Source organism: Pseudomonadales bacterium, from assembly GCA_041395945.1.
In the GTDB taxonomy this organism is placed as follows: Bacteria; Pseudomonadota; Gammaproteobacteria; order Pseudomonadales; family Azotimanducaceae; genus SZUA-309.
On record JAWKZN010000001.1, the window covers coordinates 322,055 to 347,019 of the forward strand.

A 24,965-nucleotide genomic window follows, 5' to 3' on the forward strand; every position below is an offset into this window, starting at 1 on the left:
ACACCTGCCTGTGCAGAGGTTCCCTAGTGGCCTGTAACAACCATTCATAGACTGCTATCATTGCGCCCAGTATTTGGAGGAACGCGATGGAAGTCACGAGTGCGGAGAGAGTTGAGCTGCAACGACGCGCGAAGAGCCGTACCGGCCGAGCCGAAGATGCGCGTCGAGCTCAGCTGATTCTGATGTTGGCAGACGGCCATACCTGGGACGAAGTGTGCGATCGGCTCGACTGCAGCCGTGGCTTCGTTGCCAGCTGGAGCAAACGGTTTGCGCAGCAGCGGCTGGCCGGGCTTTACAGTCGCCATCGAGGTCAAACGGCGACTCGGCTGACGCCGCAACTGGAGGCGCGGATTCTTAATGCGACGCGTAAGGCACCCACGGATGGCACCACGCACTGGAGCAGTCGGCGGCTGGCGGAGAAACTCGGCGTGTCGCACATGATGGTGGCGCGCGTGTGGGCGAAGCACGGCTTGAAGCCTCACCGGCTGGAGCGCTACATGGCTTCCACGGATCCGGATTTCGAGACCAAGGCCGCCGATATCATCGGACTTTATCTGAATCCGCCGCAGCACGCGGTCGTATTCTGCGTGGACGAGAAGACCGCGATCCAAGCCTTGGATCGCACGGTACCGGTCTTGCCGCTCTCGCCGGGTCGTGCTGAGCGCCACGGCTTCGAATATTTTCGACATGGCACGCTGTCGCTGTATGCCGCCTTCAACACCAAGACCGGGGAAGTGCTCGGTAAGACCACCGACCGCCATACCTCGGCGCAGTTCGTGGCGTTTCTCACCGACATCGTGGCCAGCCAGCCGGCGGGCAAGGAGATCCATGTGATCGCCGACAACCTCTCCGCACATAAGACCAAGCAGGTGCAGTCGTTCCTTGAAGAACATCCGAGCGTCCAGTTGCACTTCACGCCGACCTACTCGTCCTGGCTCAACCAGGTCGAACTGTGGTTCGCCAAGATCGAACGGGACGTGATTGCGCGAGGCATCTTTACCTCGGTCAAAGACCTGAGCCGCAAGCTCATGCGGTACATCAAGCACTACAACAAGGCGCCGAAGCCCGTGAAGTGGAAGTACGCCGACACCAGCAAACATCTCAGTCCACAATTAGTTGTTACAGGCCACTAGTCGGCGGAAGTCTGAATGCACTCACCGGGCAGGGTGGCAATCCATTCACTGACCAGTGCTACCCCTTCTCTGTGCGCCAGAGAGCGACCGAGCTCGGGCATGCGACTGCCCGGATCCGTGCTCAGCATGCGGAATACCAGCATGGACCCGTCTGGCTGTCCCGGGACGATTGAGAAAGCCCGGCCGCCCGTGCCCTGACCCGCCGCGATGGGGGGCTTACACAGACCCAGCGCACGCAGCGAAGTCGTCGACGCGTCCAGCAGCAGGCCGGAGGTGTCAGCGGCTCCCGCCGGGTTGTGGCAATGTCCGCAGTTGATGTCCAGGTAGGCGCGCGCGCGCCGTTCGATGCTCTGTGCAGCATCGGCCGCATCCGCATTTCGTGCGATCTGTTCGAGGGCGGGCAGCTCCCGCAGGCGACCGGCAGAATGCCATTCTCTGAGCTGGTTTTCGCCCGACCCCAGGTAGGCGCGATTCAGATGGCGGGCCTTCAGGCCGATGGGCTGGAGTTCACCGGTGCTGTGATCTGTTGCGTGGCAGGCGGCGCACTCATTGCGGGTCGGCACGATGTAGGGCAGGGCTTCGACAGCACCCTGCGGGTATTCGAGATTCACGCGAATGAGTGCACCGGCGATCTTCAGGCGGGCATCGGTTCCTTCCCACACGTAAGGCAGCGCGTCCCAGCCCGCCTCCTGTCTTACCAGAAGGCGGGTCTCCATCAGGCGAACGTTGTGCAGGGGCAGATCCTGCCCGGTCGACCACGCGTATTCGGCCTGCACCATTCCGGAAGTTGCAGTGCCTGACGCGACTTCCGCAGGTGCAGTGGAGCGAACGCCGTAAAAAAAGGTTTTGCTGACGATGGTGCCCACGGGAAAATCGAAAGCACCGTCTGCCTGGTAGGTCGCCGCGGTGCCTGGTGGCATCCAGACGGTCCGCAGTTTCTGGGCATAGTCGGTGAACAGCGGCGTGTTCAGATCGTAGGCTTGTACACCCTCGCCGAGCACCAGGTGTGAGTCGGTCCGGATCAGCATGCCCCACTCGGAGAGGAGCTGCGGATAGGCGTCCGGGGGAAAGGAGCGCACCGGAGGGTGCCGGTCGCAGGCGACGAGCAGCAGGATCAGCAAAAGGCCCGTCAGTGCGCTTTTCATCCCTCGATACGCTTTCCGGGAGTCAGTCGGCAGCGAGGGTCACGCCGGAGAGTTTCGGGTGATCGCAGCGGTGTGCTGTCATGTCGGTGGTGACATTCCTGTTTTCGTTGCCAGCGTCAATGTTCAGCACGAGGGATTCACCATTATTCACACAGATGGCGTACTCGGCACCATTGAGTGCCGGATTCACGAAACCGTCCCAGATCACATCGGGGAGTCGACCCTCAGCTCCGAACAGTGCCACGCGCAGAGCTTCCAGCTGCGGCCGGTCTGGTGCATTGCCGCCACCTTCGAAATGATTGTCGTAGATGTAGATGGTTTCGGGGTAGGGGTCGAAGTTCGGTGCGGTTTCCCGATCGCTCGAGTAGCCGGCACTGAAATAGCTGCTGATGAGCACGTTGGCGGTCTGGTTATTGCGGATCTCGTTGCTGTATATCTCCACCCTGTCATTGGCGTTGATTACGATACCCGAGCCTGCCGGCACACTGGCCACGGCGCCACCTGGAGGGGCGAAGTTGCCGGTGTTGTTGTCGTGGATCTGATTGTCGAAGACCCGGGTGCTGTGTCCGGTCTGGAGCAGATCAGGCATGTTGAAGACCAGGATGCCGCCGGTGTTGTTGGTGGCGACATTATTGAAAACGTCTGCATTGACCGTATTTTCGATTTCAATGCCCGCGACATTGAACTCCGCCCTGCTGTCGCGCACCACCACATTGCGCGACTGGCCGACATAGATGCCTGCGTCGGATGCGCCGATGGCCACAGACCCTTCCACGAGTGTGTTTTCTGTCTGCACGGGGTAGATGCCGTAGGCACCGTTTTCCGTATGCGGGCCGCGCGTCCACTCCGTGCGCACACGACGGATCACGATGTTGCTGCCTTCGTTGATCTTGAGCGCGTCCCCGGCGGTATCTTCGATAGCGAGATCTTCGATGGTGAAGTCGCTGGCGTTTACCAGCAGTCCCTCGGCGCCAGCGATCTGGTTTTTGAAAGAGAGGATCGACCTGTCCATGCCGGCGCCGCGAATGGTCACGCCGCTGGTGTTCAGCGTAAGGCCACGGGAAAAGGCGTGGGTGCCGGCGGGCACGGTGATCACTGTACCCGGGACAGCTGTTTCCAGCGCAAGGCGCAGCTGATCTTCATAGCTGACTTCTGGCGCAGGCGGCGGTGGCGCCTCAGGCCGGCCACAGGCGGTAACGGTAAAGGCCAGGGCGAGAAAGACGGTTGTCCGTGTACTGGTTGTGGTCATGGTGATCCCCTCAAGTTGCGCGCAGTGTATCTAATTCGGCGCTCACAGGACCAGCCACACCCTGTCGATGGTCCAGTAGGCGGCCATCGCACCCATGACGAAAGTGAAGGCGTGGCGCGCGATGGATTCCTGCACCCCGGGGACGCGACGCAGCAGCCAGCCGCTGATGAGCAGAACGGCGATCACCAGCAGCTGGCCGAGCTCAATGCCCAGATTGAAAAGCAGCAGGCTGGTGGCGAACTGATTCCGGGGCAGGCCGATGTCGCTCAGTGCGCCAGCAAAACCGAAACCGTGCAGCAGCCCGAAGATGAAGGCCATGAGCCAGGGCCGCAACCGCATTACGGCCGAACGGCGGGATTCGTCAATCAGCAGTTCCCGGGCGAGAAACAGAATGGAGAGTGCGATCACCGCTTCCACCGGACGCTGGGAGAGGGTGACGAGACCGAGGACTGAAAGGCCCAGGGTGAGAGAGTGGGCGAGCGTAAATGCTGTCACGGTTTTCAGCAGCATCCAGGGATCGCGGATCAGCAGTACCAGACCGATTACAAAGAGCAGATGGTCGATCCCGGAAAGCAGATGTTCAATCCCCAGAGTCAGATAGCTCGCCAGAGGAGGTGCCGGATCGCCGAGGCCCAGCGAGGGTGCATCCGCACGCAAAAGTTCGCTGCGCGCGGTGCCGTCGAGATAACGAACGGTCACCATGACATCGGTCAGTGTCTGGCTCAGCCCGGCGATATGTACGGCACCGCCGGTGAGATCGCATGCCACCGACCAGCGCTCGATCAGCGCGGTGCCGGTATTTTCGGGAAGCTGGACGTCTCCGGTGGTGCAGGATTCAGGCAGCACGGGATCGATTGGCAGGCGGCGGTCGCCGAGCAGCGGTTGCTTCCAGAGCACCCGATACTCGAGCGCGGAGACCTGTTCGATTTCGAGGTAAGCGGGTCTGACCTCGTGTGCCTGTGTGGTGCCGGTCAATGCGACCAGAACAAGTAACAGGCAGCCCTGCCAGCGGCCGGGTACCGGGCCTGGATGTGGACGTCCGTTCACGGGCCTGGGGAAACCGTCAGATCCCGGATCTCGTACTTCGCGCGCAGGTCTGCAAACAGCGCTTCGTTGGCCTCCCGGCGTCTTTCGAGTCGTAACTCCTCGAGCACTTTGTCGGCGACGCTGCTGAATTCAGGCACGTGAGTCGGGCTGTATTGTGTCAGCCGTACCAGATGCCAGCCGTAGGCGGATTGAATCGGTCCACGCCAGGCTTCGCTGACGGGGAGCAGCGACTGCAGCGCCTCTGCGAAGGACCGTCCGAACAGATCGGCTATTTCACGCTCGCTGCGCCCTGCGTAGCTCTTCTGCAGTATGAAAGGATCACCCGCCTGGGACTCGTCCTGCAACGCGGCTTGTGCGTCTGCCTGCGCATCCTTGCGGCGGTCAGCGCTGAAGTAACGGTGTTCGAATCCGAAGCGTGCCGGTTCGCGGAAACTTTCGGCGCGGGCTTCGAAGTAGCGGTGCAGTTCTTCTGCGGTCGGCTCTGCCGCGTCCGCCATGTCTTCGGTGAGGAAATTGAGCTTCTGGGCCAGCCGGCGGCGGATGATGGTGTCGTTGCGATCGAGTCCGAGCGCCATGGCTTCCCGGTAGTAGATTTCCTCGCGGATCCACTGCTCAATCAGCGACCGGGTTTCCTCTGCAGAAGCCGGCCGCCCCATCTGAGCCTGCCACTGATCAGCCAGGCGTTTGTGCAGGGCCGGGGTGATTTCGATGAACGTGGCAGCATCTTCGCCGAAGCCTCCGCTGGCGCGATCGAGCAGGAAAATGACCGCGCCGATCAGGAGGAAGATCACCAGCGGATCGGCATACCACTTCTTCATCTGAAGTTGCGTAATCAGGCCGCGAATTTCTGCAGATGATGGGCCGCGTTGCCGAACTGGGCGTCAATCACCAGCAGCCGCTTGAAATAATGGCCGATACGCAGTTCCTCAGTCATGCCCATACCGCCGTGCATCTGCACCGCATCTTCACCGATGCGGATTCCGCACTTTCCGATCAGGTGTTTGAGCGCATGGATTGTGCGCTGCGCGGTCCTGCTGCCGCCACTGACCGTTTCCAGAGTCGCCCGGAACAGCAGCGATTTACACTGCTCGTACTCCATGAACATGTCCACCATGCGGTGCTGGAGCACCTGAAATTCCGAGAGCGGGTGATCAAACTGTACCCGCTGCTGGGTGTATTCCACAGTGTCCTTGTAGAGAACTTCCATGGCGCCTACCGCTTCTGCAGACAGCGCCAGAATACCGTCCGCGGCTGCCATCTCCAGCACCGGAAAGCCCTGGTCCAGTTTACCCAGCAGCGCACCGGCTTCGACCCGCACGTCCTTGAAGGTTACTTCGGATGCGCGCAGCCCGTCCACCGTCGGAAAATTCTGCAGCTCAAGTCCCGCTGCACCCGCCTCCACCAGAAACAGGGAGATACCCTTTTCATCGATCTGACCACCGCTGGTGCGGGTGGAAACAATGATGTGGCTGGCAGTGGCTGCGTTGGCGACCATGCACTTGCGACCGTTGATCACATAGCCGCCGGCGTCTGCGCGAGCGGTGGTAGTAATGTCGTGGAGATCGAATCGGGCCTGCTCTTCGGCATAGGCCAGAGTGAGTTGTGCTGTACCATCGATCACGCCGGGCAGGATCCGCGCCTTCTGATCAGCGCTTGCGGCGTTGCGCATCACGCTGCCGCCCAGCACGATGCTGGCAAAGAAAGGTTCGAGCATCAGACCTCTGCCCACCTGCTCCATGATCACCATGGTATCGATCTGATTCCCGCCGAAACCGCCGTCCGCCTCGGAGAAAGGCATGCCGAGCCAGCCCAGCCCGGCGATCTGTTTCCAGTAGTCGGTGGAAAAACCCGGATCGGCGGCCGAGATTTTACGGCGCTTTTCCAGTTCGTAGTTGTCTCTGACAAATCGCTCGACGCTGTCTTTGAGCAGCTGCTGTTCTTCGGTCAGTTCAAAATTCATCTCGGATCTCCGGGCGCCGGATCCACTCCCGCGCCAATACTATGTAGGAAACTTAAGGTGTCCGGTGTGGTGCGCCGCCGGGTTCAGCTCGACTTCTTGATTCCGAGCACGTTCTTGGCGATCACATCTTTCTGCACCTCGCTGGCGCCACCGTAAATGGTGTAGGCGCGACTGGACAGATACCCGCTCATGCCGCTCCTCGCAAAGCTGGGGCCGCTTGAACGACCACCCCAGGCAGCGGAAAAAATGCCGCCGGCTTCCACGGTGAGCTTCTGAATGCGCTGCTGGATCTCTGTGCCTTTGAGCTTGAGGATCGAAGATTCCGGGCCGGGGGCGGCACCCGCGGATGCGCTGGCAAGGCTCCGCAGTTCGGTGTATTCGGTCGCCATGAGGTCGACTTCGAGCTCCGCGATCCGGGAACTGAAGGCGGGATCGTCCAGCAGTGATCCATTGCCCCGCTTCACACTGCGCGCGTGAGCTTTGAGTCCTTCGAGCGCAACGATGGAGCGGGAGATGCCGGCGAGTCCGGTGCGCTCATGCTGCAGCAGGCCTTTGGCATAGGTCCAGCCTTTGCCTTCTTCACCAACTCGATTTTCCACCGGGACTTTGACGTCGCTCAGAAATACCGTATTCACCGTGTGCGACCCGCCCAGGGTGATGATGGGCTTCACCTCGACGCCTTCCTGCTTCATCGGAAACAGCAGAAACGTGATGCCTTCCTGCTTGATGCCGGAATCATCCGTGCGGGTGAGGCAGAAGATCCAGTCGGCCATGTGGGCAAGCGTGGTCCAGATTTTGGTGCCGTTGACTACATAATGCGTGCCGTCTTCGGACAGGACTGCCTTGGTTTTCAGAGATGCCAGATCGGAACCTGCACCCGGCTCGGAGTAGCCCTGACACCAGTTGACCTTTCGTGCCCGTATGTCCGGGAGGAAACGCTCCTGCTGTTCTTTGCTGCCATAGCCCATGAGCACCGGGGCCAGCATGCTGAGGCCGAAGGGCAGATCAAAGGGCAGGGTGGCGACCGCAGTTTCCTTTTCCCAGATGTAATGCTGGGTGGGTGTCCAGCCCGGACCGCCGAATTCCGTCGGCCATTTCGGCACATCCCAGCCGCCTTTGGCCCTGGCCTTGGCAAACCAGCCCATCCGCCATTCGTTGTAATCGGTGCCCGGTTTGTAGGCGTTGTCAGACAGAAATGCGCGGACGTCATCCCTGAATTTCTGGTCTTCGGTGCTGAGGTCGATATCCATTGCTGGTGTCCTGATGTCGATTCATGGATCAGAGGTTCCCGGGAGCTTAATACAGAATCCCGAACAGTTACTAGAACAATATTCTAACGAATAACTAGAATGCTGTTCTAATCGTTTACGGACCGGGTGAATCGGACTAGGATGCTTGAGCATGCGCGAATCGCCCCGACAGGATGCCACCAGAGCCCGCAGAAAAAGCGTGCTGGATGCCGCGCTGGACTGTTTTTCCGAATACGGCCTCGAAGGCACCACAGTTCAGCATATCCAGAAGCGCGCGGAATGCAGTATTGGCAGCCTCTACCACCATTTCGGCAGCAAGGAAGGGATCGCGGAGGAACTCTTTCTGGAAGGCATTGACCGGCTCAATCAGGGCATGTTGCGTAAACTGCGGCGCTGCGGGAATGCAGAACAGAGTGTGCGGGCGGTAGTGGAACACTACTGCGAGTGGTGCACGCGCAACCGGAATCTTGCCCGCTATCTGCACTCCCGGGACATCGATTTTTCGCAGGACGCCCGTCGCAGACTCCAGCAGATGCACCAGGATTACATCCGCAGTGTTTTCGAATGGTTTGCACCCTACGTTGAGCGGGGAGAGATGCGGCGTCTGCCCCTGCATACCTATGTACCGTTGATCAGCGGGCCGATTCAGGAGTACGTGCGGCGCTGGCTGTCCGGCCACCATCCCAATTCACCGCGCAAGGTGAAAGCGCTGTTTGCCGACGCCGCCTGGGTTGCGGTACAAGGTCCCGGGGCCGAAAAAAATCCGGGGAGATGAAGGCATCATGAAATTCGCAACGCTGTTGTTTGATATCACGGCCGGGGTCGCCACGATTACCCTCAATCGACCGGAGGCGGCGAATGCCATGTCACCACTCATGGCGAAGGAGTTTTCCCAGGCGGCGCTGCTGTGCGACGACAATCCGGATATCCGCGCTGTGCTGATCGCCTCCACCGGCCGCATGTTCTGTGCGGGTGGTGATCTTGGTGCATTTGCTGCGGCGGGTGATGGTGCCCGGCATCTGCTCATGGAGATGGCGAGCGACCTGCATGTCGGCCTGTCGCGGCTTGCCCGATCACGGGCGCCGGTGATCGCGGCGGTGAACGGGACCGCCGCCGGTGCGGGTTTTTCCCTGGTGATGGCCTGTGACCTGGCCGTTGCGGCGGAAAGGGCAGTTTTCACCATGGCCTATACCCGGGCCGGACTGTCTCCGGATGGCAGTTCGACCTACTACATGCCCCGCAAGATCGGCGATCGCCGCACCCGGGAGCTCATGCTTACCAACAGGGTCCTGAGTGCTGCTGAGGCGCTGGACTGGGGCGTGGTCAATCAGGTGGTGGCGGACGATCAGGTTGCCGCAACCGCAGGCGCTCTTGCCCGGCAACTTGCCGAGGGTCCCACCCTCGCTTTCGCGGCTGTCAAGCGCCTGCTCAATGGCACCTTCGAGCAGGGCCTGGAATCACAGATGGAACTCGAAGGTCGGGCGATCGCCGATCTATCCATCTCCGCGGATGGCCGGGAGGGTATCGACGCATTCCTGAGCAAACGTAAGCCTGGTTTCAAAGGCCGCTGAACACGGACGGCCGACGTCCCGGGCTTCGGAAATTTCCTGACCGTGGCTGTTGTCTGGCTGTGACTGTTGTGTCAGACACAGCGGCTTTCAGGGATCCAGATCTCCCGGGCTCTGATCTGCCCCGGCGGAACTGTCCGGATCTGTGCCCAGGTGCCAGTGAGGCGTGAACCGGTAAGTGCCGAATCGCACGTAGTCTTCACGGCTCGGTACCCCCGCGGGTACCGGGTCGGGAATCGGACGCTTTACCGGCGGCAGTGTCATCAGGTAGTCGGCCATGGCTTCCAGGTCCCGGGTCTTGACAGCACCGTAATTGATCCAGGGCATCACTGTCAGCCGCTCGTGTCCGCCTTTGCTGATCCCCCGGGCCAGCGCGGCGATGATTTCGGCACGACTCCACTTACCCAGCCCGGTTTCAGGATCCGATGTGAGATTGCTCGGAAAGACCACCCCGGGCAGATCCTGCTGTTCGTTATAAGCGGTGTAGGCAATGCCGATTCGGGATCCGGCCAGGTGAGGCCCTTCGGCTGCGTCCCCGGTCAGAAGCCCTTCCGTATGGCAGCGGGCGCAGCCCAGCAGTTCCACCATGTAGGCACCCCGTTCGGCGGAGCGCTCTGCCAGGGTGATACTGCTGAACAGGGTCAGCACCGGCAACAACAGCCAGGCAAGCCTGGACACGAAGCGCCATTGCGGCATGGCTGCCATCGATCGGCTCTGGGCGAAAAATTGTGCTTCTTGCAAGTTGTGCTTCCTTGGCTTCACCGTTTTCTGCGGTCGCCGCCCAGTGTGTAGTCAGGCGCAGTGCATGCCAACCGGGAACTTCACCTACTGATGAACTCATTCCCGCCCGGCGGGACGCCGAAGGGTCAGCGGCTGCGCGATGGTCGCGCGTTTCGTGACGGCGGGCAACTCAGGCTTCACTCTGCCTGCGACGAGCAGACCAGACACGATCACGGCCAGTCCCACCCAGGAGGATGGATGAACCGTCTCCTCCAGTACCGCATCGATCAGCAGCAGAGAGAGGAAAGGCGAGAGAAATATCAGTTGGCTGATCCGGCCAGCGTGTCTGGTCAGCCGCAGTGCCCGCTGCCAGAGAAGAAAGGTGATGCCCATTTCGACCAGTCCCACCCAGGCACCATAGAAGAGGGTTTCGCTATTCAAGGGTGGCAGACCGGCGCTGAACAGACAGTACAGTCCCAGCACGGGGGTAGCCAGAATGAAACTGGAGGCCATGAACGCCGCCGGTGGCGTGGTGGAACGTGCGTTGAGCAGCCAGTAGCCGGCCCACAGCAGTGTGCTGAGCAGTGCCAGTGCCACACCGAACCAGTCGAGCCCGGGTAAGGTATCGATCCGTCCGCGGGAGAGCAGTATCAGCACACCCGAGTAGCTGAGCAGGATGCCCGCAGCGGCCCGCAGGGAGAGCCGCTGACCGAGCAGCGGCACGGCGAGCAGTGCAAGCGCAATGGCCCAGGTATAGTTCAGCGGCTGGGCGATCTGAGCCGGCAGTCTCTGATAGGCTTCGAACAGCACCAGGTAGTAGACAAGCGGGTTGATCGCGCCGAACAGTGCCGCCTCTTTCAGATACAGATGCCGGCGCGGCCAACCCGAAGGCAGTGCGGCGATGATGAATACGATGGAGGAAATCAGGGAGCCGGCGAACAGCAGCTGGGCGGGATCCATAACCGAAAGTCCGAGCTTGAAGCCGGTGGCCACGGTAGACCACAGGCATACGGCGCCCAGGGCGAAGAGAACGGCCTGTCGTTCGGAGTTCATGGCACCACACTGTAGCGGAGAGTCTGATTGAGCCCCAGCGCAGGATTTGGCAGTCTGTAACGATGAAGCTCTCCATGAATGCCTCGCTGTCTGCCGATATCCGGGCGCGGCTCGCAGCATTTCCGTTCAAACGTTCGGCTGTCGATGATGCGCACCATGCTGCGGTAGCGATTGTGCTTGTCGATGAAGGATTCGGTGCAGATCTGCCGGGCCTGCCTGCGCACGGTGAGTGGCAGGCGCAACCTGCTCTGCTGCTGACCCGCCGTGCAGCCTCCCTGCGCAAGCATGCCGGACAGTGGGCGTTTCCCGGCGGTCGTCTGGATCCTGGTGAGACACCGGTGCAGACAGCGTTGCGGGAGCTGGAGGAGGAGGTCGGCGTGCGCCTCGGCGATCAGCAGGTGCTGGGGTGCCTGGACGATTTCGTCACCCGTTCCGGGTTCGTGATGACCCCGGTCGTGGTCTGGGGTGGCAGCGTGCGTGAGGCCTCTCCGAATCCCGATGAGGTGGCTTCAATCCATCGCATACCGCTGACCGAATTACTGCGCTCCGACGCACCACTGCTCAGCGATCAGAACACCAGTGCGCATCCGGTGCTGCGGATGCCGGTGGGGGACGATCATATTGCGGCACCCACCGCAGCGCTGCTGTATCAGTTCCGGGAGGTGTGTCTGCTCGAGCGACACACCCGGGTTGCCCATTACGAACAGCCACGCTTCGCCTGGCGTTGACCCCTGTCGGGGGTTTCTCCACACTGCGTGGTCCGCAGTACATCAAGGAAGGATTTATAAGCTATGGCTATCAAAGAAGGGGACAAACTCCCCGACGCAAAGATGTTCATGATGAAGGACGGCAAGCCCACGCCGGTAACCACCGCTGAGCTGTTTGCCGGTAAGAAGGTCGTGGTGTTCGCGCTGCCCGGCGCCTTCACGCCGACCTGCTCCCAGGCTCACCTGCCCGGATTTGTGGTCAACGCGGATGCGATCAAGGCCAAAGGTGTCGACAGCATCGTCTGCCTGTCGGTTAACGATGCCTTTGTGATGGACAGCTGGGGTAAGGATCAGAACGCCGAGCAGATCCTCATGGTGGGGGATGGCAACGGCGAATTCACCACCGCGGTCGGCCTGGAAATGGACGGCAGCGGTTTTGGCCTGGGCAAGCGTTCACAGCGCTACGCGATGATCGTCGATGATGGCAAAGTGACCAAACTTGCCGTCGAGGCGCCCGGGAAGCTCGAGGTCAGCAAGGCGGAGGCGATGCTCGCCGCACTCTGAGGGGCGGGCGGGGCCAGGGTTCAGTCACCGGTGTTCCGGATGGCCGGGTTGACCGGCCTGATCAGGCATTCCTGGGCCGCCGTGACCACCAGTTCACCCTGACGATTGAAAAAGTGGCCTCTCACGAAACCCCGGGCGCCTCCGGCGTTCGGGGACTCCTTTGCGAAAAGCAGCCACTCATCGGCCCGGAATGGCCTGTGGAACCACAGCGAATGATCGAGGCTTGCGCCCCGTATGTTGCCGCGCAGGCCGTTACGTCCGTGGGGCAGCATGGAAGTGCTCATGAAATCGAGATCCGACATGTAGGCGAGCAGCGCCAGATGGACCTCGGGATCGTCCGGGAGGGCATCCCGGGCCTTCAGCCAGGTGTGCTTGTAGGGCGGGTGCGCGCTGTTGTCGGTCATCGGAATTCGCTCGATCTGCCGTGAGTCGATGGCTTCGAAACGGAAAGCAAAGCGTTTCAGTTCAGGCTGATCGATCGCATGGGCCTTGAATGTTTCCCTGTCGCCCCGCAGTGCTTCCGGAGGCGGGACATCGGGCATCGGCAGGGCGTGGGACGGGCCCGGTTCGAGCTTGTGCCAGGACAGGGCCATATCGAAGATCGCCCGGCCGTGCTGAATGGCGACCACACGCCGGGTGGTGAAGCTGCGCCCGTCCCGTATGCGGTCCACCTCATAGAGAATGGGCACTTTCCAGTCGCCTGGGCGGAGAAAATAAGCATGCAGGGAGTGCAGCGAGTGGGATTCGTCCACCGTGCGGTAAGCGGCAGCAAGCGCCTGGGCGAGCACCTGCCCGCCGAATACGTGCTCGGTCTGGTGATTCTGGCCCCGGTACAGGTTGGTTTCGATGGGTTCCACGTCGATCAGTTCGACGATTTCCTTGAGTACTTTATTCACTTGCCCGGTTCACTTTTTGCAATCCATGCCGGCTAAAGGCGGCAAAGCTGGTATCTTAACCCACCATGAAAGCAGTACGTGTCTACACAGGGCCCGACGGTCGCTCCCATTTCGAAGATTTTGAAATCGATCTTCAGGCCCAGGGTGCGTTCGGACGCATATCCGCCAGATGGCCGGCGAACGGTGTGCTGTTCCGGGAAGTGGACGGCGACTATGCCCTGGATTTTCATACGGCACCGAGGCGCCAGTTCGTGATCAACCTGACCGGCGCTGTGGACATCGAAACAGGCGATGGCAGCGTCCGCCGCATTGGCCCCGGCGGCATCCTGCTCGCAGAAGACACCACCGGCCAGGGGCACATCAGCCGTGCGGTGGCCGGAGAGCCGCGGACCTGTCTCTTTATTCCGCTGGACGACGATCCTCAACAGGCCTGAAGGTGGTTGTGTCCACTGCCAGAGCGCCATTCGGCTCACTCAGGAGCAACGCATGAGTCTTGAAATACATATGTTTCCCTGTCTGACGGACAACTACGGTTTTCTCCTGCACGATGCGGCAGCCGGGGTCACTGCTGTGATTGACACGCCGGATGTGAAGGCCATCAATGCAGCCCTTAAGGACAAGGGCTGGACACTCACCGATATCTTCAACACGCATCACCACGCGGATCACGCGGGTGGCAACGAAGCACTGAAGGCCCAGTGGAAGTGCACCATCACGGGTGCTGCAAACGATGCAGCAAGGATACCGGGCATCGACAGGCAGGTAGTGGACGGTGAGCGGTTTGCATTCGGTACCACCGAGGCGAAGGTACTGGCTGTGCCGGGGCACACCACCGGACACATCGCCTATTACTTCGAATCCGACAAGGTGGCTTTTGTGGGCGACACCATCTTCGCACTGGGTTGTGGCCGCCTGTTCGAAGGCTCACCCGGGCAGATGTGGGACAGCCTGCAGAAGCTGATGCGCCTGCCGGACGACACCACCCTGTACTGCGCCCACGAGTACACTCAGTCGAACGCGAAATTTGCCCTGTCAGTGGAGCCGGACAATGCGCTCCTGGTGGCTCGCTCAAAGAAGATTGACGAAATGCGGGCACGGGGTTTGCCTACGGTCCCCATGACCCTGGCGGAGGAAAAAGCCACGAACCCCTTTCTGCGTCCCGACAGCGCCGGCCTGCAGAAGAGCCTGGGTCTGGTGGGCGCGCCACTGGTCGAGGTCTTCGCGGAAACCCGTCGTCGCAAGGATCATTTCTAGCGCACAATATTCAGTGCACGCTGCCCATATTGTGTAGTCATGTCCGATAACCGTGCCGGTGGGCAGTTCGCAGGATCCGGTGCGCCTTATGCCCTGGCCGCTTACGGCATCTGGGGAATAGCACCGGTTTACTTCAAGCTGGTCGGGTTCGCCACACCCTTCGAGATCATCGCCCATCGCATCGTCTGGTCGGTGCTGATCCTCCTCGGTGTGGTCCTGGTGCGCCGGCAGTTCTACGCTCTGCGCCATCTGCCCTGGTCGAGGATCGGCTGGCTGGGGGTAAGCGGCGCTCTGATATCCATCAACTGGTGTGTGTTCGTCTGGGCACTGCTCAATGAACGGATGCTGGAGACGAGCCTGGGCTATTACATCAACCCGCTGGTTAATGTGCTGCTGGGTATGCTGTTTCTGGGTGAGCGGTTGCGGATCTGGCAGACGGTCGCAGTATTGCTGGCCGGCGCCGGGGTGCTGAATGAAGTGGTGAGCCTGGGCAGTCTGCCCTGGGTGGGCCTGACACTTGCCGGCACTTTCGGACTCTACGGACTGGTGCGGAAAAAGCTGGCGGTGGATTCGATCATCGGCCTCGGCGTGGAGACCAGCCTGCTGCTGCCACTGGCGCTGGGCTATCTGGTTCTCCAGGCGTTCACCGGCGAAGGTACGCTGTTCAGAGCCATGCCGGCGGAAATCGGACTTCTGGGCCTTGGCGGACTGATTACGGTCATTCCGCTCGCTTGTTTTGCCGCTGCTGCGATGCGGATGCCCCTGGTGGTGCTCGGCTTTTTCCAGTATCTCGCACCGACACTGACCCTGCTGCTGGCGGTATTTGTCTATCATGAGCCCTTCCGCCCCAGTCAGGCGGTCACCTTTGCTTGCATCTGGCTGGCGCTGCTGCTCTTCTCGGGTGAGGGCCTGTATCGTCAGTTCAGGCTCCGAAGGCGAACACAGGCGATTGCCGGAAGTGTTTGCTTGAAGGGAGAAGAGTCAGACGAGGTGGACGCGAAGCAGATGAGGGGGAAAGCAATGATTGAGAGGGAAATGCGATGATTGTGCTCTACACCATGGAGCGGGAGTACCCCTACGGTACGCTGCGCTCGACCAATGGCAGTAAAACCAAAGTCGTGCTCGAAGAGAAGGGTCTCGATTATCGGATTGAGCTGGTGCGACCGGGCGATGTCTGGAAAAAAGTACCCAGCGTGCTCGCCAGACACCCCCTGGGCAAGGTGCCCTGGATCGAAGACGACAGGCACACGATCTACGACTCCACAGTGATCAACGAGTACCTCAACGACGCCTATCCGCAACCGCCCCTGCTGCCGGCTGAACCGCTCCTGCGCGCACGGGCAAGAGCACTCGAGAACTACGGTGACGAGGGTGTGCTGTCCCGATTTCTGCCGATGATCTGGATGCCGTGGTGGTCACCACAGGATCAGCGGGACGCCGAGGCCATGGAGCGCGGCAGGGCCGGATTGCGTGAGCAGATCTTCCCCTTTCTGGAAATGGAATTGAGTCAGCAGGGATACCTGGCGGGAGATTTCAGTCTCGCCGATGTGCCCTTCATGGCGCTCGCCATGGTCCTGCAGGTGGACGGCATGGAACTGGGAGAATTCCCCCGCTGCGGAGCGTATCTGGAACGTCTGCGCGGACGGTCGAGCTATCGCGCAATCGACCCTGCTACGAAGCTGGCGGATTCCTCGGGAAGCGTCCGCCGTTAGCGGCGCGTCATGAGCATTCCGGCTGCGCGATCGCAATGCTCGCTGCAGCCTGTTCGCTCAGGGACTGCGCAGGGAACCGTGCTCGATGGCCTGGGCTGCTGCCGGATCATCCGCACAGTCCCAGTCCTTCCCTGTGGCGTCCGGCTGGCAGAACCACATTTCCGGACTGCGGCTGAACTGTCCGCCAATGGCCTTTTTTGACGAGCAGCCACCCAGACAGAGAGCGGTCGCCAGTAACAGAATCAGCAGGGTACGAATTTGCATCGGCGCACTCTGCCCATCTCCGCGCGAATAGTCAAAAACCGGAAACTCCGTCACGGTGGATGGCACTTTCACCGCATTGAATACTCACAGCTGATTGTTCATGATACCGGCGGCTTCGCGAGGGTGACCCATGGTTGCGACCGTTGCAGACTTTGATCGTGTGCCGCGGATTCTGCGGCTCAATATTTCCGGCCAGCCGATCGACTGGATCAGCTGGCAGGATGCCGTATGCCTCTACGCACGGGAGATCGTGGTATGGACCCTGGGTGATGCGGTGTTGCGCATTCGCGGCGGGCATTCGCGGATCGACAGCTGCCAGTCCCAGATGGACATCCATGCCATTGTGGCCTGCGACGGCAAAGTCGTGCATCCCTCCCGGGGTATCCCGCCACTGACCAATGAGGCGCTGTTCCGCCGTGATCTCAATGTCTGCCTCTACTGCGGTGGAGCCTTTGCTGATGGCGACCTGACCCGGGACCATGTGCTGCCCACTTCCCGGGGTGGGCGGGACAGCTGGGACAATGTGGTCGCCGCCTGTAAGCGCTGTAATCACTACAAGGGCAATCGCCTGCTCGAAGAGTGCAGCGTGGAACTGCTCGCGCTGCCTTACGTGCCCAATTTCGCCGAGTATCTGGCGCTGACCAACAGCGGCCGTATTCTGGGTGACCAGATGGAGTTCTTAAGGCGCAGTTTCGGAGCCAACAGCCGCCTGCTTCAGTAATCGTCGCCCCAGGCAGGGGAGGCTCTGATCAGACAGCCGCGTCCTTACTGGCGACCGTGCTGCTGCGCGTGCCGCGCCAGTACCAGCGCTACACACCCGGTCAGTCGTTTTGCGGTGCGGATCTCAAGGAACTCATTGGGACCGTGTGCATTCGATTTCGGACCGAGCACGCCTGTCACCATGAACTGAACACCGGGATAGGATTCACCCAGCATTTTCATGAAGGGAATGGTGCCGCCCATCCCCATGCGCATCGCAGGCTTGCCGAACCAGAGCTGCGACGCGTCGTTCTGCGCCTGCTCCAGCCAGGCGGCAAGTCCCGGCGCACACCAGCCGGTCTGGGGTGTATCGACTTCGAACGTGACCTGAGCGCCGTGGGGCGGATCCCGTTCGAACTCCTGTTTTACGGCCGCCGCGGCTGTCGCCGCATCCAGGGACGGGGGCAGCCGGAACACCAGCCGCGCGGTAGTTGCCGGACGCAGTGTATTCCCGGCGTTGCCTGGGGATGGAGCGCCGCCGAGACCGACGGTTGCGAGACTCGGTCGCCAGGCGTTGTTCATCAGCAGTTCCACGGTGTCGTCGCTTTCGGGCCGGGTATCGCCAGCCCAGGGGTAACGGTGTATGACTTCCGGTCCCAGTACCTGAGCGACCCGCTCAAGTTCAGCACGCACACCGGCGGGAATATCGACCTGCAGTGCTGCATGCAGTGCGCCGGTGGTGCTGTCTTCGATACGGTCCAGCAGATTTCTCAGAATCCGGAAGCTCGACGGCACAATGCCTCCGGCGGCTCCGGAGTGCTGACCTTCCTCAAGAACCCGCACCGTCAGATTACCCGGTAACATGCCGCGCAACGAGGTCGTGGTCCAGAGCTGTTCGTAGTTACCGCACTCGGCATCGAGACAGATCACCAGATCCGGATGGCCGATCTCTTCAGTCAGTGCGCTCACATAGTGCGGCAGATCGAAGCTGCCACTTTCTTCGCAGCCTTCGATCAGCACCACGCAGCGTGCGTAGGGGATGTCCTGCTCTGCCAGGGCAGCAATGGCGGTGAGGGATGCAAACAGCGCATAGCCGTCGTCAGCGCCGCCGCGACCGTAGAGTCGTCCGTCGCGCAGCACCGGTTCCCAGGGGGTGAGACCGGCTTCCCAGCCATCGAACTCGGGCTGTTTGTCATAATGGCCGTAAAGCAGTACACAGGTATCGCTCTCCACAGTCCCCGGAATCTCGCACAGGAGCAGCGGGGTGCGCCCCGGCAGTTCCACGATGCGCGTGGTCATGCCCGGAATCGACAGGCTCTTCGTCCAGCCGTCCAGCAGCCGGATGGCCCTGTGCATATGACCGCTGGCGGACCAGTCCGGATCGAACATGGGTGATTTGTTGGGGATCCGGATGTAGTCACACAGGGTGGGAAGTATGGAAGTCTCCCAGCTGTTTTCAGTGAAAGCTGCGATGGCGCTCTGATCAAAAACGGGAATGCTCATGTCAGACGAATCCTTTTATGCAGTCATATCCGAACAGCCAGTCGTCATTCGACATGGCGATCTCAGGCAGAAAACGGCTGGTCATGCTCCAGCGGAAGTTGCGCAACCATACCTCCCGCGGCTGAGAGAGGGTCTGCTGCCGCGCCTGTTCCAGGGCATGGTTGCGAATTCTGAGCACCCGGGGGCGCCGGAAGCGCTGGTAGTCGGGGAAACCGCGCGCCGGCGTGGACTCCCAGCGTTCCAGCATGGTGGCGAGCACCCAGGCATCCTCGATTCCGGCAGCGATGGCCTGTGTCGCATGGGCGGGCAGGGGATGACAGGCATCACCCAGCAGTACGCGTCTGTGATTGAACCACTGTGACAGCGGTTCCGAGTTGCATCCCGTCATCGGACTGACCTCGAGGAGGCCGTCGGCCAGTTTCCGCAGTTGCGGATGCAGCCCGGCGAGTCGATCCTGCAGGAAGGCTTTGCCATTGCTGTTTTCTGAAGCGCCGGAAAATACCGCCAGCAGCTGACAACCGGATTCCCGCGGATACTCGATCACGCCCATACCGGAAGCACACCAGATCTGCACCGCCTGCGGATTCCCGGGATGGCTGCTGTTGGCCCGTAACACGGTAAACGCTGCGCCTGGAGTGCTCGACGGCGGTGCTTCCCCGGCTGCAGAGGCATTGCGGCTGTCCGGAAAGTCCGTCTGAATCGAAGACGGCAGGCGCACCGCCTGGGCGATGATGTCGTGTTCCTGAACAGTGCCATCAGCGAAGCGCAGCGTGCCGGTTTTATCGTCGATGGTGGTGATGGGTGTGCCGGCAGGCCTGATGATCACTCCTTCTGCTTCGCAGGCGTTGCGCAGCAGCCGGATCAGCTGGCCGCGGGATGTGAGATGGCAGGTGGCGCCATAGCGGGCGGCGGAGAAAGGACCGAGAGGTCGTTGACTCAGCAGCAGCGCGCCGCGGGCGGTGCGGGTGAGGCTGTACATGGGCTCGAGCAGTTCGGACGCAAGCCGTTCACGCAGCCCCAGAGAATGCAGAACCCGGGTGGCATTGGCGGTGAGTTCGACCACAGGATCGATTTGGGCAGGCTCCGGGATCGTTTCGTAGAGATGGCAGGACAGTCCATGCAGCCGGCAGGCGAGGGCAAGGGTCAGGGCGGCCGGGTCTGTGCCGATGATGCCGACACTGATAGCGGGATTCGGAACTTCGCTCATCGCTCGCTTCTGGTGATCACCTTCCAGCGGGTGCCGTCGCGACCGTCTTCCAGTTCGATTCCAGCGGCGAGCAACTCATCGCGGATACGATCTGCACCGGCAAAGTCCCGATTGCGTCGGGCGGTGTTGCGGGCTTCGATCCGGGCTTCGATGGTTGCCGTGTCCAGACTGCTGTCGCGCTGAAAGTACTCGGAAGGTTTCGAATTGAGTATGCCGAGCAGCCAGCCACCGGCCAGCAGGCGTTCGCCCAGGGCGCGCTGCTGCTGGTTATCGTCTGTGCGGTTCATTGCGCCTGCGATCTCATGGAGAGCGGCGAATGCCTGGGGTGTATTGAGATCGTCGCAGAGCGTTTCGAGCACCTTCTGCGGAAATTCCTCGATCGGAGCATCGGCAAACCGGCTGGCAACTTCCTCCATGCCTGCGTCGCGCAGGGCGCCATAGAGCCGGTCGAGGCTGGCACGGGCCTGATCCAGCAGGTCCATGGACCACGCCAGCGGAGAACGGTACTGGGCACTGAGCAGCGCATAACGCAGCACTTCACCCGGGTACGTCCGGCGCAGATCGCGGATGGTCACGATGTTGCCCAGCGACTTGGACATCTTCTCCTGGCCCATGGTGAGCATGCCGTTATGCAGCCAGTAGCGGACGAACTCTCCGTTGCCGGCATTGAGTGCACAACGGCTCTGGGCAGCTTCATTTTCATGATGCGGGAAGGTGAGGTCGGACCCGCCACCATGTATGTCGATCACCGGACCCAGATGCCGGCTGATCATGGCCGAGCACTCGATGTGCCAGCCAGGTCGTCCGCGTCCCCAGGGGCTGTCCCATCCCGGTACGTCCGGTGCGGATGGTTTCCACAACACGAAATCTTTCGGGTCTTTCTTATAGGGCGCAACTTCGACCCGGGCGCCGTCGATCATGTCTTCCAGGGATCGATGCGACAGACTGCCGTAGGAGGGATCCGAAGGCACGTCGAACAGCACGTGACCGTCCGCTGCGTAGGCATGCCCCTTATCGATCAGCAGCTGAATCATCGCCTGTATTTCTGCAATGTGGTGCGTGGCCAGGGGCTCGACCGTGGGTGGCAATACCAGCAGTGCGTCGATGTCTTCCCGGTAGGCGCGGGTGAAGCGGTCGGCGAGTACATCGATCTGTTCACCGTTGGCCCGGGCAGCAGCGTTGATCTTGTCGTCGATGTCAGTGACATTGCGTGCATAGTCGACCCGGGGATAAAGACGCAGGAGCAGCCGGTAGAGCACGTCGAAGACCACCGCTGGCCGTCCATTGCCGATATGCACGAAGCTGTACACGGTGGGTCCGCACACATACATCGTCACCCGTTCCGGATCCATGGGCTCGAAGCGTTCTTTGCGTCCGGAGCGGGTGTTGTGGAGATGGATGTCCATGAGACTGTTCGCTGCTGGCTGGGAATGACGGAGTGCGCATACCTGCGCGGGAGGCGGCGTGAGTATAAGTCAGGCCGGAACTGCGGTCACCCGTACGACCTGCTCGCTGACGCTCAGGTAGAAGCAGTTCTGGCGGTTCGTGTGACAGGCCGGACCCGTCTGCTCCACGATCAGCAGCACCGCGTCGCCATCGCAGTCGAAGCGCATTTCCTTCAGCGCCTGGAGATGGCCCGAGGTCTCACCCTTGCGCCAGTAGGCCTGGCGGCTCCGGGACCAGTAGCACACGTAGCCTTCGTTCAGCGTGCGCTCAATGGCGGTGCGATCCATCCACGCGAGCATCAGTACTGCGCCGCTTGTGGCGCACTGGGCAATTGCCGGTAACAGCCCGCCGGAGTCGAAACGCAGCGCATCGAGGACGTCCTTGAGCGGCGTTTCCGCGCCGAGGGTGGCAGACTCCAGCGATTTGAACAGGCTCACACCGGGTACCGCTTGCGCAGATACTCGAAAACCGCGCGTACCGCCATCGCTTCGCCACCTTCCGGCCGTCCCGGGCGCGCCCGGGTATTGAAGGCCATGATGTCGAAATGCACCCAGGGGTGTTCACCGATGAACTTTTCCAGGAACAGCGCGGCAGTGATCGCCCCTGCGAAAGGCGTGCCCGTGGAGTTCACACAATCGGCCACCTTGCTTTCCAGAAGGTAGCCGTAGGGCTGATGCAGGGGCAGTCGCCACAGCGCATCATCGACAGCTGCGCCCAGTTCGCTGAGCTCACTGGCCAGTTTGTCATCGTTGCAGAACATCGCGGCGACTTCCGCGCCTACCGCGGAGCGGGCGGCACCCGTGAGGGTGGCGAAGTCGACGACGAGCGCGGGCTTGTCTTCAGCCGCAATGGCCAGGGCGTCGCACAACACCAGGCGCCCTTCCGCGTCGGTGTTATCGACTTCAACTGTGATGCCCTTGTAGGTCTGCAGCACGTCACCGGGACGAAAGGCATTTCCGGAGATTGCGTTTTCGACAGCCGGTATCAGCACCCGCAGCCGCACCGGCAGGTCCGCGGACATGATCATCTGCGCAAGACCGAGTACCTGAGCGGCACCTCCCATGTCTTTCTTCATGGTGCGCATGTTGTTCGCCGGTTTCAGATCCAGACCGCCACTGTCGAAGCACACCCCTTTGCCGATCAGGGTGATACGCGGATGTTCGGATTTGCCCCAGCTGAAATCGATCAGTCGCGGTGCATCGTCTGCGGCGCGCCCCACGGCGTGGATGGCGCCGTAACCTTTCTCGAGCAGTTCATCGCCTACCGTGAGCGTGCACTGGGCGCCGTGGGTGTCGGCCAGCTGCTGGGCCGCTTCGGCGAGCGCACTGGGCTTGAGATCTTCCGCCGACAGATTGATCAGATCGCGCACTAGGGTGACCGCGGCAACCGTGTTGGCGAGATCGTCTGCGTTCTGATCCGCGGGTATCAGCAGGCGGGCGGGTTCCCTCGGACCGGACCGGTAGCGGTCAAAGCGGTAGGCACCCAGACCCCAGCCGAGCAGTTGCAGCGCGCTGAGGGGCTGTTCTATCCGGTACTCGCCTTCCGGCAGCAGAAAGGGCAGCCCACCGAGTGTGCTCAGATTGTCCTTGCCGTCCCAGCCGACCACCAGACTGGCGGGCTGGTCTGCACTGTCCGGCAACCAGGCAAACTGACCGGCCTCCGCCTTGAACTGCTGACGCTGCAGCCAGGCCGTCGCAGCGCTCGACTGGCTTTCCCGCCACGCGCTGAGATCGGATGTCCGCACCAGTTGAATGGGGGTCGGAGTCGTCGTGGCTTCGCTGATCAGGGCCATGGTGCGTCGATCGCTGAAAATGAATGCACTATCATGGCGCAGATGGAAGGCACGGTCACCATCTGGCACCTCGAACTCAGCGACCCTGAGCAGTTTACCGCTGCTGGACCCAGCGCTCTGCCCTATGAACTGATTCGCTCGGAGATCCCGCAGCCGGAACTGAATCGATTCCTTTACGCCAGTGTGGGCGCGGACTGGACCTGGTATATGCGGCTGAACTGGACCTATGCCCAGTGGCTCGAAGATCTGTCGCGCCCCCAGGTTTCGACCTGGATTGCCTATGTGCGCGGCACTCCGGCGGGGTATTTTGAACTCGAGGAGCAGGCCGAGGCCGCAGTCGAAATCCGCTACTTCGGGCTGCTGCCCCGCTTCATCGGTCGGGGCATGGGGGGTGCGCTGCTGAGCGATGCGGTCCGGACTGCCTGGTCGCTGGGTGGCAAACGGGTGTGGCTGCACACCTGCTCCCTCGACCACCCCGCGGCACTGGGCAACTACCAGGCCCGGGGCTTCCGGCTCTTCGATACGCAGCAGCACAGGGAACAACTCCCCGACCACCCCCTCGAACCCTGGCCGGGCGCTTATCCGCGGCGGAAGCTCACACCGGTTTCACGCTGATCAGTTCGATGCCCAGGTTGTCTCGCGCGAGTACCCGATCCGCTCTATAGCTCGAACGCACCAGAGGACCGGACGCGACTTCGATGAAGCCTTTTTCCAGACCCAGATGCCGATAGCGATCGAAGTCTTCCGGAGGTACCCAGCGCTGCACGGGCAGATGGTTGGGAGTAGGGCGCAGATACTGACCCAGGGTGAGGACGTCCACATCCTGAGCACGCAGATCGTCCATCGCGGCCAGGAGTTCGGCTTCCGTCTCACCCAGCCCGAGCATGAGGCTGGACTTGGTCAGCACCCCCGGGGCGACCTGTTTGGCATGGCGCAGCACATTCAGCGTCTGCCTGTAGCCGGCTCTCGGGTCACGTACCGGGTGGGTCAATCGTTCCACGGTTTCGAGGTTCTGCGCGAATACATCCAGTCCCGATGTCGCCACCAGGCGCACGGCATCCTGATCGCCGTTGAAATCCGGGGTCAGCGCTTCCACGGCAGTCGCGGGATTGCGTGCCTTGATCGCACGCACGCAGGCAGCGTAGTGGGCGGCACCCCCATCGGCCAGATCGTCGCGGTCCACTGAAGTGATGACCACATATTTCAGCTGCATCAGCCGCACTGACTCGGCGGCGTGATCCGGTTCCTGAGGGTCGAGCCGCCCCCGGGGATTTCCAGTGTCCACCGAGCAGAACTGACAGGCCCTCGTACACACGGATCCCATCAGCATGATGGTGGCCGTCCCGGCACTCCAGCATTCGCCGATATTCGGACAGTGAGACTCTTCGCAGACAGTGGCCAGGGAATGGCGTCGGACCGTGGCACGCACAGATTCGTATTTCTCCCCGCCGGCAATGCGCACGCGTAACCACGGTGGCTTGCGGCCGCCGGGAAGCTGGCTGTTGGCATTGGCTTTCACCCCGTCACGGATGGCATGTACACCGGATTCGGTGCGGAATTTGCTGCCGCTGGTGGGCGTGGTGGGGCATTTGGGCATTTCGGGAGTTTAGCAGGTAGGTTCGACGGAAGTGAGATCTGGGGATGGAACGGCAGATCGCTCGAATCGAATGCATACACCTTCTAAGGCGGACCTGGAAGCGCGCTGTGGATGCGGGGGTGGGCGGGGGTGTAGCGGACCGTGTAGCGACGCCAACGATGCCGAACAGACCCGCTTCGGGGCTGGTCGGCTGAGGCGG

27 protein-coding genes are annotated in these 24,965 nt (G+C 61.4%); 11 read left to right on the plus strand and 16 right to left on the minus strand.

Translation table 11 applies throughout. The features are described from left to right. Positions 1-86 precede the first annotated feature (86 nt). Complete coding sequence (locus R3E82_01510; GenBank protein ID MEZ5549544.1) at positions 87-1,133, plus strand: IS630 family transposase; 1,047 nt, start codon at positions 87-89, stop codon at positions 1,131-1,133. Here the strand turns inward: R3E82_01510 and R3E82_01515 are convergent. The 6 genes from R3E82_01515 to R3E82_01540 all read right to left on the minus strand — a co-directional run bounded on the left by R3E82_01515 (position 1,130) and on the right by R3E82_01540 (position 7,784). Beyond that, entirely contained in the window at positions 1,130-2,278 is a 1,149-nt protein-coding gene (locus R3E82_01515) for an SO2930 family diheme c-type cytochrome (protein MEZ5549545.1), read from the minus strand. The two genes, R3E82_01510 and R3E82_01515, sit on opposite strands and share 4 nt — an antisense overlap. Positions 2,279-2,300: 22 nt before the next feature. Next, positions 2,301-3,527: a parallel beta-helix domain-containing protein gene (locus tag R3E82_01520; protein ID MEZ5549546.1), complete on the minus strand. Its 1,227-nt coding sequence runs from the start codon at positions 3,525-3,527 to the stop codon at positions 2,301-2,303. Between the two features lie 42 nt (positions 3,528-3,569). Continuing rightward, entirely contained in the window at positions 3,570-4,574 is a 1,005-nt protein-coding gene (locus R3E82_01525; protein MEZ5549547.1) for a HupE/UreJ family protein, read from the minus strand. Beyond that, entirely contained in the window at positions 4,571-5,392 is an 822-nt protein-coding gene (locus R3E82_01530; GenBank protein MEZ5549548.1) for a peptidylprolyl isomerase, read from the minus strand. The genes R3E82_01525 and R3E82_01530 overlap by 4 nt, the downstream gene beginning before the upstream one ends. Before the next feature lie 14 nt (positions 5,393-5,406). Beyond that, positions 5,407-6,534: an acyl-CoA dehydrogenase family protein gene (locus tag R3E82_01535; GenBank protein MEZ5549549.1), complete on the minus strand. Its 1,128-nt coding sequence runs from the start codon at positions 6,532-6,534 to the stop codon at positions 5,407-5,409. 83 nt (positions 6,535-6,617) lie between these two features. Further along, positions 6,618-7,784 (minus strand): acyl-CoA dehydrogenase family protein, encoded by a 1,167-nt coding sequence (locus R3E82_01540; GenBank protein MEZ5549550.1) that lies wholly within the window; start codon positions 7,782-7,784, stop codon positions 6,618-6,620. Positions 7,785-7,935: 151 nt separating this feature from the next. On the opposite strand from R3E82_01540, the gene R3E82_01545 reads away from it, so the two are divergent. After that, complete coding sequence (locus R3E82_01545) at positions 7,936-8,559, plus strand: TetR/AcrR family transcriptional regulator (protein ID MEZ5549551.1); 624 nt, start codon at positions 7,936-7,938, stop codon at positions 8,557-8,559. A gap of 7 nt (positions 8,560-8,566) precedes the next feature. Further along, entirely contained in the window at positions 8,567-9,355 is a 789-nt protein-coding gene (locus tag R3E82_01550) for an enoyl-CoA hydratase-related protein (GenBank protein ID MEZ5549552.1), read from the plus strand. 87 nt (positions 9,356-9,442) lie between these two features. Here R3E82_01550 and R3E82_01555 read toward each other — a convergent pair whose 3' ends face one another. Beyond that, the gene (locus tag R3E82_01555; GenBank protein MEZ5549553.1) at positions 9,443-10,093 is read right to left on the minus strand and encodes a hypothetical protein; all 651 of its coding nucleotides are present in this window, start codon (positions 10,091-10,093) and stop codon (positions 9,443-9,445) included. A 96-nt stretch (positions 10,094-10,189) separates the two neighbouring features. Next, positions 10,190-11,125 (minus strand): DMT family transporter, encoded by a 936-nt coding sequence (locus tag R3E82_01560; GenBank protein MEZ5549554.1) that lies wholly within the window; start codon positions 11,123-11,125, stop codon positions 10,190-10,192. 62 nt (positions 11,126-11,187) lie between these two features. On the opposite strand from R3E82_01560, the gene R3E82_01565 reads away from it, so the two are divergent. Next, complete coding sequence (locus R3E82_01565; protein ID MEZ5549555.1) at positions 11,188-11,853, plus strand: CoA pyrophosphatase; 666 nt, start codon at positions 11,188-11,190, stop codon at positions 11,851-11,853. A gap of 63 nt (positions 11,854-11,916) precedes the next feature. Then, entirely contained in the window at positions 11,917-12,396 is a 480-nt protein-coding gene (locus R3E82_01570; protein ID MEZ5549556.1) for a peroxiredoxin, read from the plus strand. Positions 12,397-12,416: 20 nt separating this feature from the next. Here the strand turns inward: R3E82_01570 and R3E82_01575 are convergent, their stop codons facing one another. Beyond that, complete coding sequence (locus tag R3E82_01575; protein ID MEZ5549557.1) at positions 12,417-13,292, minus strand: acyl-CoA thioesterase II; 876 nt, start codon at positions 13,290-13,292, stop codon at positions 12,417-12,419. 65 nt (positions 13,293-13,357) lie between these two features. On the opposite strand from R3E82_01575, the gene R3E82_01580 reads away from it, so the two are divergent. From R3E82_01580 to R3E82_01595, 4 genes are read left to right on the plus strand one after another with little or no spacing between them, the layout of a single operon-like run. Continuing rightward, on the plus strand, positions 13,358-13,726 hold the full coding sequence (locus R3E82_01580) for a hypothetical protein (GenBank protein ID MEZ5549558.1): 369 nt from the start codon (positions 13,358-13,360) through the stop codon (positions 13,724-13,726). A 52-nt stretch (positions 13,727-13,778) separates the two neighbouring features. Next, a complete protein-coding gene (gene gloB / locus R3E82_01585) occupies positions 13,779-14,546 on the plus strand; it encodes a hydroxyacylglutathione hydrolase (GenBank protein ID MEZ5549559.1) in 768 nt (255 codons plus the stop codon). A 39-nt stretch (positions 14,547-14,585) separates the two neighbouring features. Next, positions 14,586-15,590 (plus strand): EamA family transporter RarD, encoded by a 1,005-nt coding sequence (gene rarD / locus R3E82_01590; GenBank protein MEZ5549560.1) that lies wholly within the window; start codon positions 14,586-14,588, stop codon positions 15,588-15,590. Further along, positions 15,587-16,258, plus strand: coding sequence for a glutathione S-transferase family protein (locus R3E82_01595; protein MEZ5549561.1), 672 nt, complete (start codon positions 15,587-15,589; stop codon positions 16,256-16,258). The genes rarD and R3E82_01595 overlap by 4 nt, the downstream gene beginning before the upstream one ends. 57 nt (positions 16,259-16,315) lie before the next feature. Here the strand turns inward: R3E82_01595 and R3E82_01600 are convergent, their stop codons facing one another. Next, a complete protein-coding gene (locus tag R3E82_01600; GenBank protein MEZ5549562.1) occupies positions 16,316-16,522 on the minus strand; it encodes a hypothetical protein in 207 nt (68 codons plus the stop codon). A gap of 130 nt (positions 16,523-16,652) precedes the next feature. Between R3E82_01600 and R3E82_01605 the strand changes: the two genes are divergently transcribed. Next, positions 16,653-17,243, plus strand: a complete 591-nt coding sequence (locus tag R3E82_01605) for an HNH endonuclease (protein MEZ5549563.1) — start codon at positions 16,653-16,655, stop codon at positions 17,241-17,243. Between the two features lie 44 nt (positions 17,244-17,287). Here R3E82_01605 and R3E82_01610 read toward each other — a convergent pair whose 3' ends face one another. The 5 genes from R3E82_01610 to R3E82_01630 all read right to left on the minus strand — a co-directional run bounded on the left by R3E82_01610 (position 17,288) and on the right by R3E82_01630 (position 23,169). Next, positions 17,288-18,724 (minus strand): M20/M25/M40 family metallo-hydrolase, encoded by a 1,437-nt coding sequence (locus tag R3E82_01610; protein MEZ5549564.1) that lies wholly within the window; start codon positions 18,722-18,724, stop codon positions 17,288-17,290. A 1-nt stretch (position 18,725) separates the two neighbouring features. Continuing rightward, the gene (locus R3E82_01615) at positions 18,726-19,931 is read right to left on the minus strand and encodes an NAD(P)/FAD-dependent oxidoreductase (GenBank protein MEZ5549565.1); all 1,206 of its coding nucleotides are present in this window, start codon (positions 19,929-19,931) and stop codon (positions 18,726-18,728) included. After that, complete coding sequence (cysS, locus tag R3E82_01620) at positions 19,928-21,337, minus strand: cysteine--tRNA ligase (GenBank protein MEZ5549566.1); 1,410 nt, start codon at positions 21,335-21,337, stop codon at positions 19,928-19,930. The genes R3E82_01615 and cysS overlap by 4 nt, the downstream gene beginning before the upstream one ends. Positions 21,338-21,406: 69 nt before the next feature. Next, complete coding sequence (gene hisI / locus R3E82_01625; GenBank protein ID MEZ5549567.1) at positions 21,407-21,814, minus strand: phosphoribosyl-AMP cyclohydrolase; 408 nt, start codon at positions 21,812-21,814, stop codon at positions 21,407-21,409. Further along, complete coding sequence (locus R3E82_01630; protein MEZ5549568.1) at positions 21,811-23,169, minus strand: leucyl aminopeptidase family protein; 1,359 nt, start codon at positions 23,167-23,169, stop codon at positions 21,811-21,813. Before R3E82_01630 ends, hisI begins: the two co-directional genes overlap by 4 nt. A gap of 33 nt (positions 23,170-23,202) precedes the next feature. On the opposite strand from R3E82_01630, the gene R3E82_01635 reads away from it, so the two are divergent. Next, positions 23,203-23,784 carry a GNAT family N-acetyltransferase gene (locus R3E82_01635; protein ID MEZ5549569.1) on the plus strand — a complete coding sequence of 194 codons (582 nt, stop codon included), beginning with the start codon at positions 23,203-23,205 and terminating at the stop codon, positions 23,782-23,784. Here R3E82_01635 and lipA read toward each other — a convergent pair. Then, the gene (gene lipA / locus R3E82_01640; GenBank protein ID MEZ5549570.1) at positions 23,765-24,766 is read right to left on the minus strand and encodes a lipoyl synthase; all 1,002 of its coding nucleotides are present in this window, start codon (positions 24,764-24,766) and stop codon (positions 23,765-23,767) included. The two genes, R3E82_01635 and lipA, sit on opposite strands and share 20 nt — an antisense overlap. Between the last annotated feature and the right edge of the window lie 199 nt (positions 24,767-24,965).

What these genes read in the sequence shown, in the direction of transcription:
- R3E82_01510 (MEZ5549544.1), top strand. Translation starts at nt 87, where the DNA reads ATGGAAGTCACGAGTGCGGAGAGAGTTGAGCTGCAACGACGCGCGAAG.
- R3E82_01515 (MEZ5549545.1), bottom strand. Translation starts at nt 2,278, where the DNA reads ATGAAAAGCGCACTGACGGGCCTTTTGCTGATCCTGCTGCTCGTCGCC.
- R3E82_01520 (MEZ5549546.1), bottom strand. Translation starts at nt 3,527, where the DNA reads ATGACCACAACCAGTACACGGACAACCGTCTTTCTCGCCCTGGCCTTT.
- R3E82_01530 (MEZ5549548.1), bottom strand. Translation starts at nt 5,392, where the DNA reads ATGAAGAAGTGGTATGCCGATCCGCTGGTGATCTTCCTCCTGATCGGC.
- R3E82_01535 (MEZ5549549.1), bottom strand. Translation starts at nt 6,534, where the DNA reads ATGAATTTTGAACTGACCGAAGAACAGCAGCTGCTCAAAGACAGCGTC.
- R3E82_01540 (MEZ5549550.1), bottom strand. Translation starts at nt 7,784, where the DNA reads ATGGATATCGACCTCAGCACCGAAGACCAGAAATTCAGGGATGACGTC.
- R3E82_01545 (MEZ5549551.1), top strand. Translation starts at nt 7,936, where the DNA reads ATGCGCGAATCGCCCCGACAGGATGCCACCAGAGCCCGCAGAAAAAGC.
- R3E82_01550 (MEZ5549552.1), top strand. Translation starts at nt 8,567, where the DNA reads ATGAAATTCGCAACGCTGTTGTTTGATATCACGGCCGGGGTCGCCACG.
- R3E82_01560 (MEZ5549554.1), bottom strand. Translation starts at nt 11,125, where the DNA reads ATGAACTCCGAACGACAGGCCGTTCTCTTCGCCCTGGGCGCCGTATGC.
- R3E82_01565 (MEZ5549555.1), top strand. Translation starts at nt 11,188, where the DNA reads ATGAAGCTCTCCATGAATGCCTCGCTGTCTGCCGATATCCGGGCGCGG.
- R3E82_01570 (MEZ5549556.1), top strand. Translation starts at nt 11,917, where the DNA reads ATGGCTATCAAAGAAGGGGACAAACTCCCCGACGCAAAGATGTTCATG.
- R3E82_01580 (MEZ5549558.1), top strand. Translation starts at nt 13,358, where the DNA reads ATGAAAGCAGTACGTGTCTACACAGGGCCCGACGGTCGCTCCCATTTC.
- gloB (MEZ5549559.1), top strand. Translation starts at nt 13,779, where the DNA reads ATGAGTCTTGAAATACATATGTTTCCCTGTCTGACGGACAACTACGGT.
- rarD (MEZ5549560.1), top strand. Translation starts at nt 14,586, where the DNA reads ATGTCCGATAACCGTGCCGGTGGGCAGTTCGCAGGATCCGGTGCGCCT.
- R3E82_01595 (MEZ5549561.1), top strand. Translation starts at nt 15,587, where the DNA reads ATGATTGTGCTCTACACCATGGAGCGGGAGTACCCCTACGGTACGCTG.
- R3E82_01600 (MEZ5549562.1), bottom strand. Translation starts at nt 16,522, where the DNA reads ATGCAAATTCGTACCCTGCTGATTCTGTTACTGGCGACCGCTCTCTGT.
- R3E82_01605 (MEZ5549563.1), top strand. Translation starts at nt 16,653, where the DNA reads ATGGTTGCGACCGTTGCAGACTTTGATCGTGTGCCGCGGATTCTGCGG.
- R3E82_01610 (MEZ5549564.1), bottom strand. Translation starts at nt 18,724, where the DNA reads ATGAGCATTCCCGTTTTTGATCAGAGCGCCATCGCAGCTTTCACTGAA.
- R3E82_01615 (MEZ5549565.1), bottom strand. Translation starts at nt 19,931, where the DNA reads ATGAGCGAAGTTCCGAATCCCGCTATCAGTGTCGGCATCATCGGCACA.
- cysS (MEZ5549566.1), bottom strand. Translation starts at nt 21,337, where the DNA reads ATGGACATCCATCTCCACAACACCCGCTCCGGACGCAAAGAACGCTTC.
- R3E82_01630 (MEZ5549568.1), bottom strand. Translation starts at nt 23,169, where the DNA reads ATGGCCCTGATCAGCGAAGCCACGACGACTCCGACCCCCATTCAACTG.
- R3E82_01635 (MEZ5549569.1), top strand. Translation starts at nt 23,203, where the DNA reads ATGGCGCAGATGGAAGGCACGGTCACCATCTGGCACCTCGAACTCAGC.
- lipA (MEZ5549570.1), bottom strand. Translation starts at nt 24,766, where the DNA reads ATGCCCAAATGCCCCACCACGCCCACCAGCGGCAGCAAATTCCGCACC.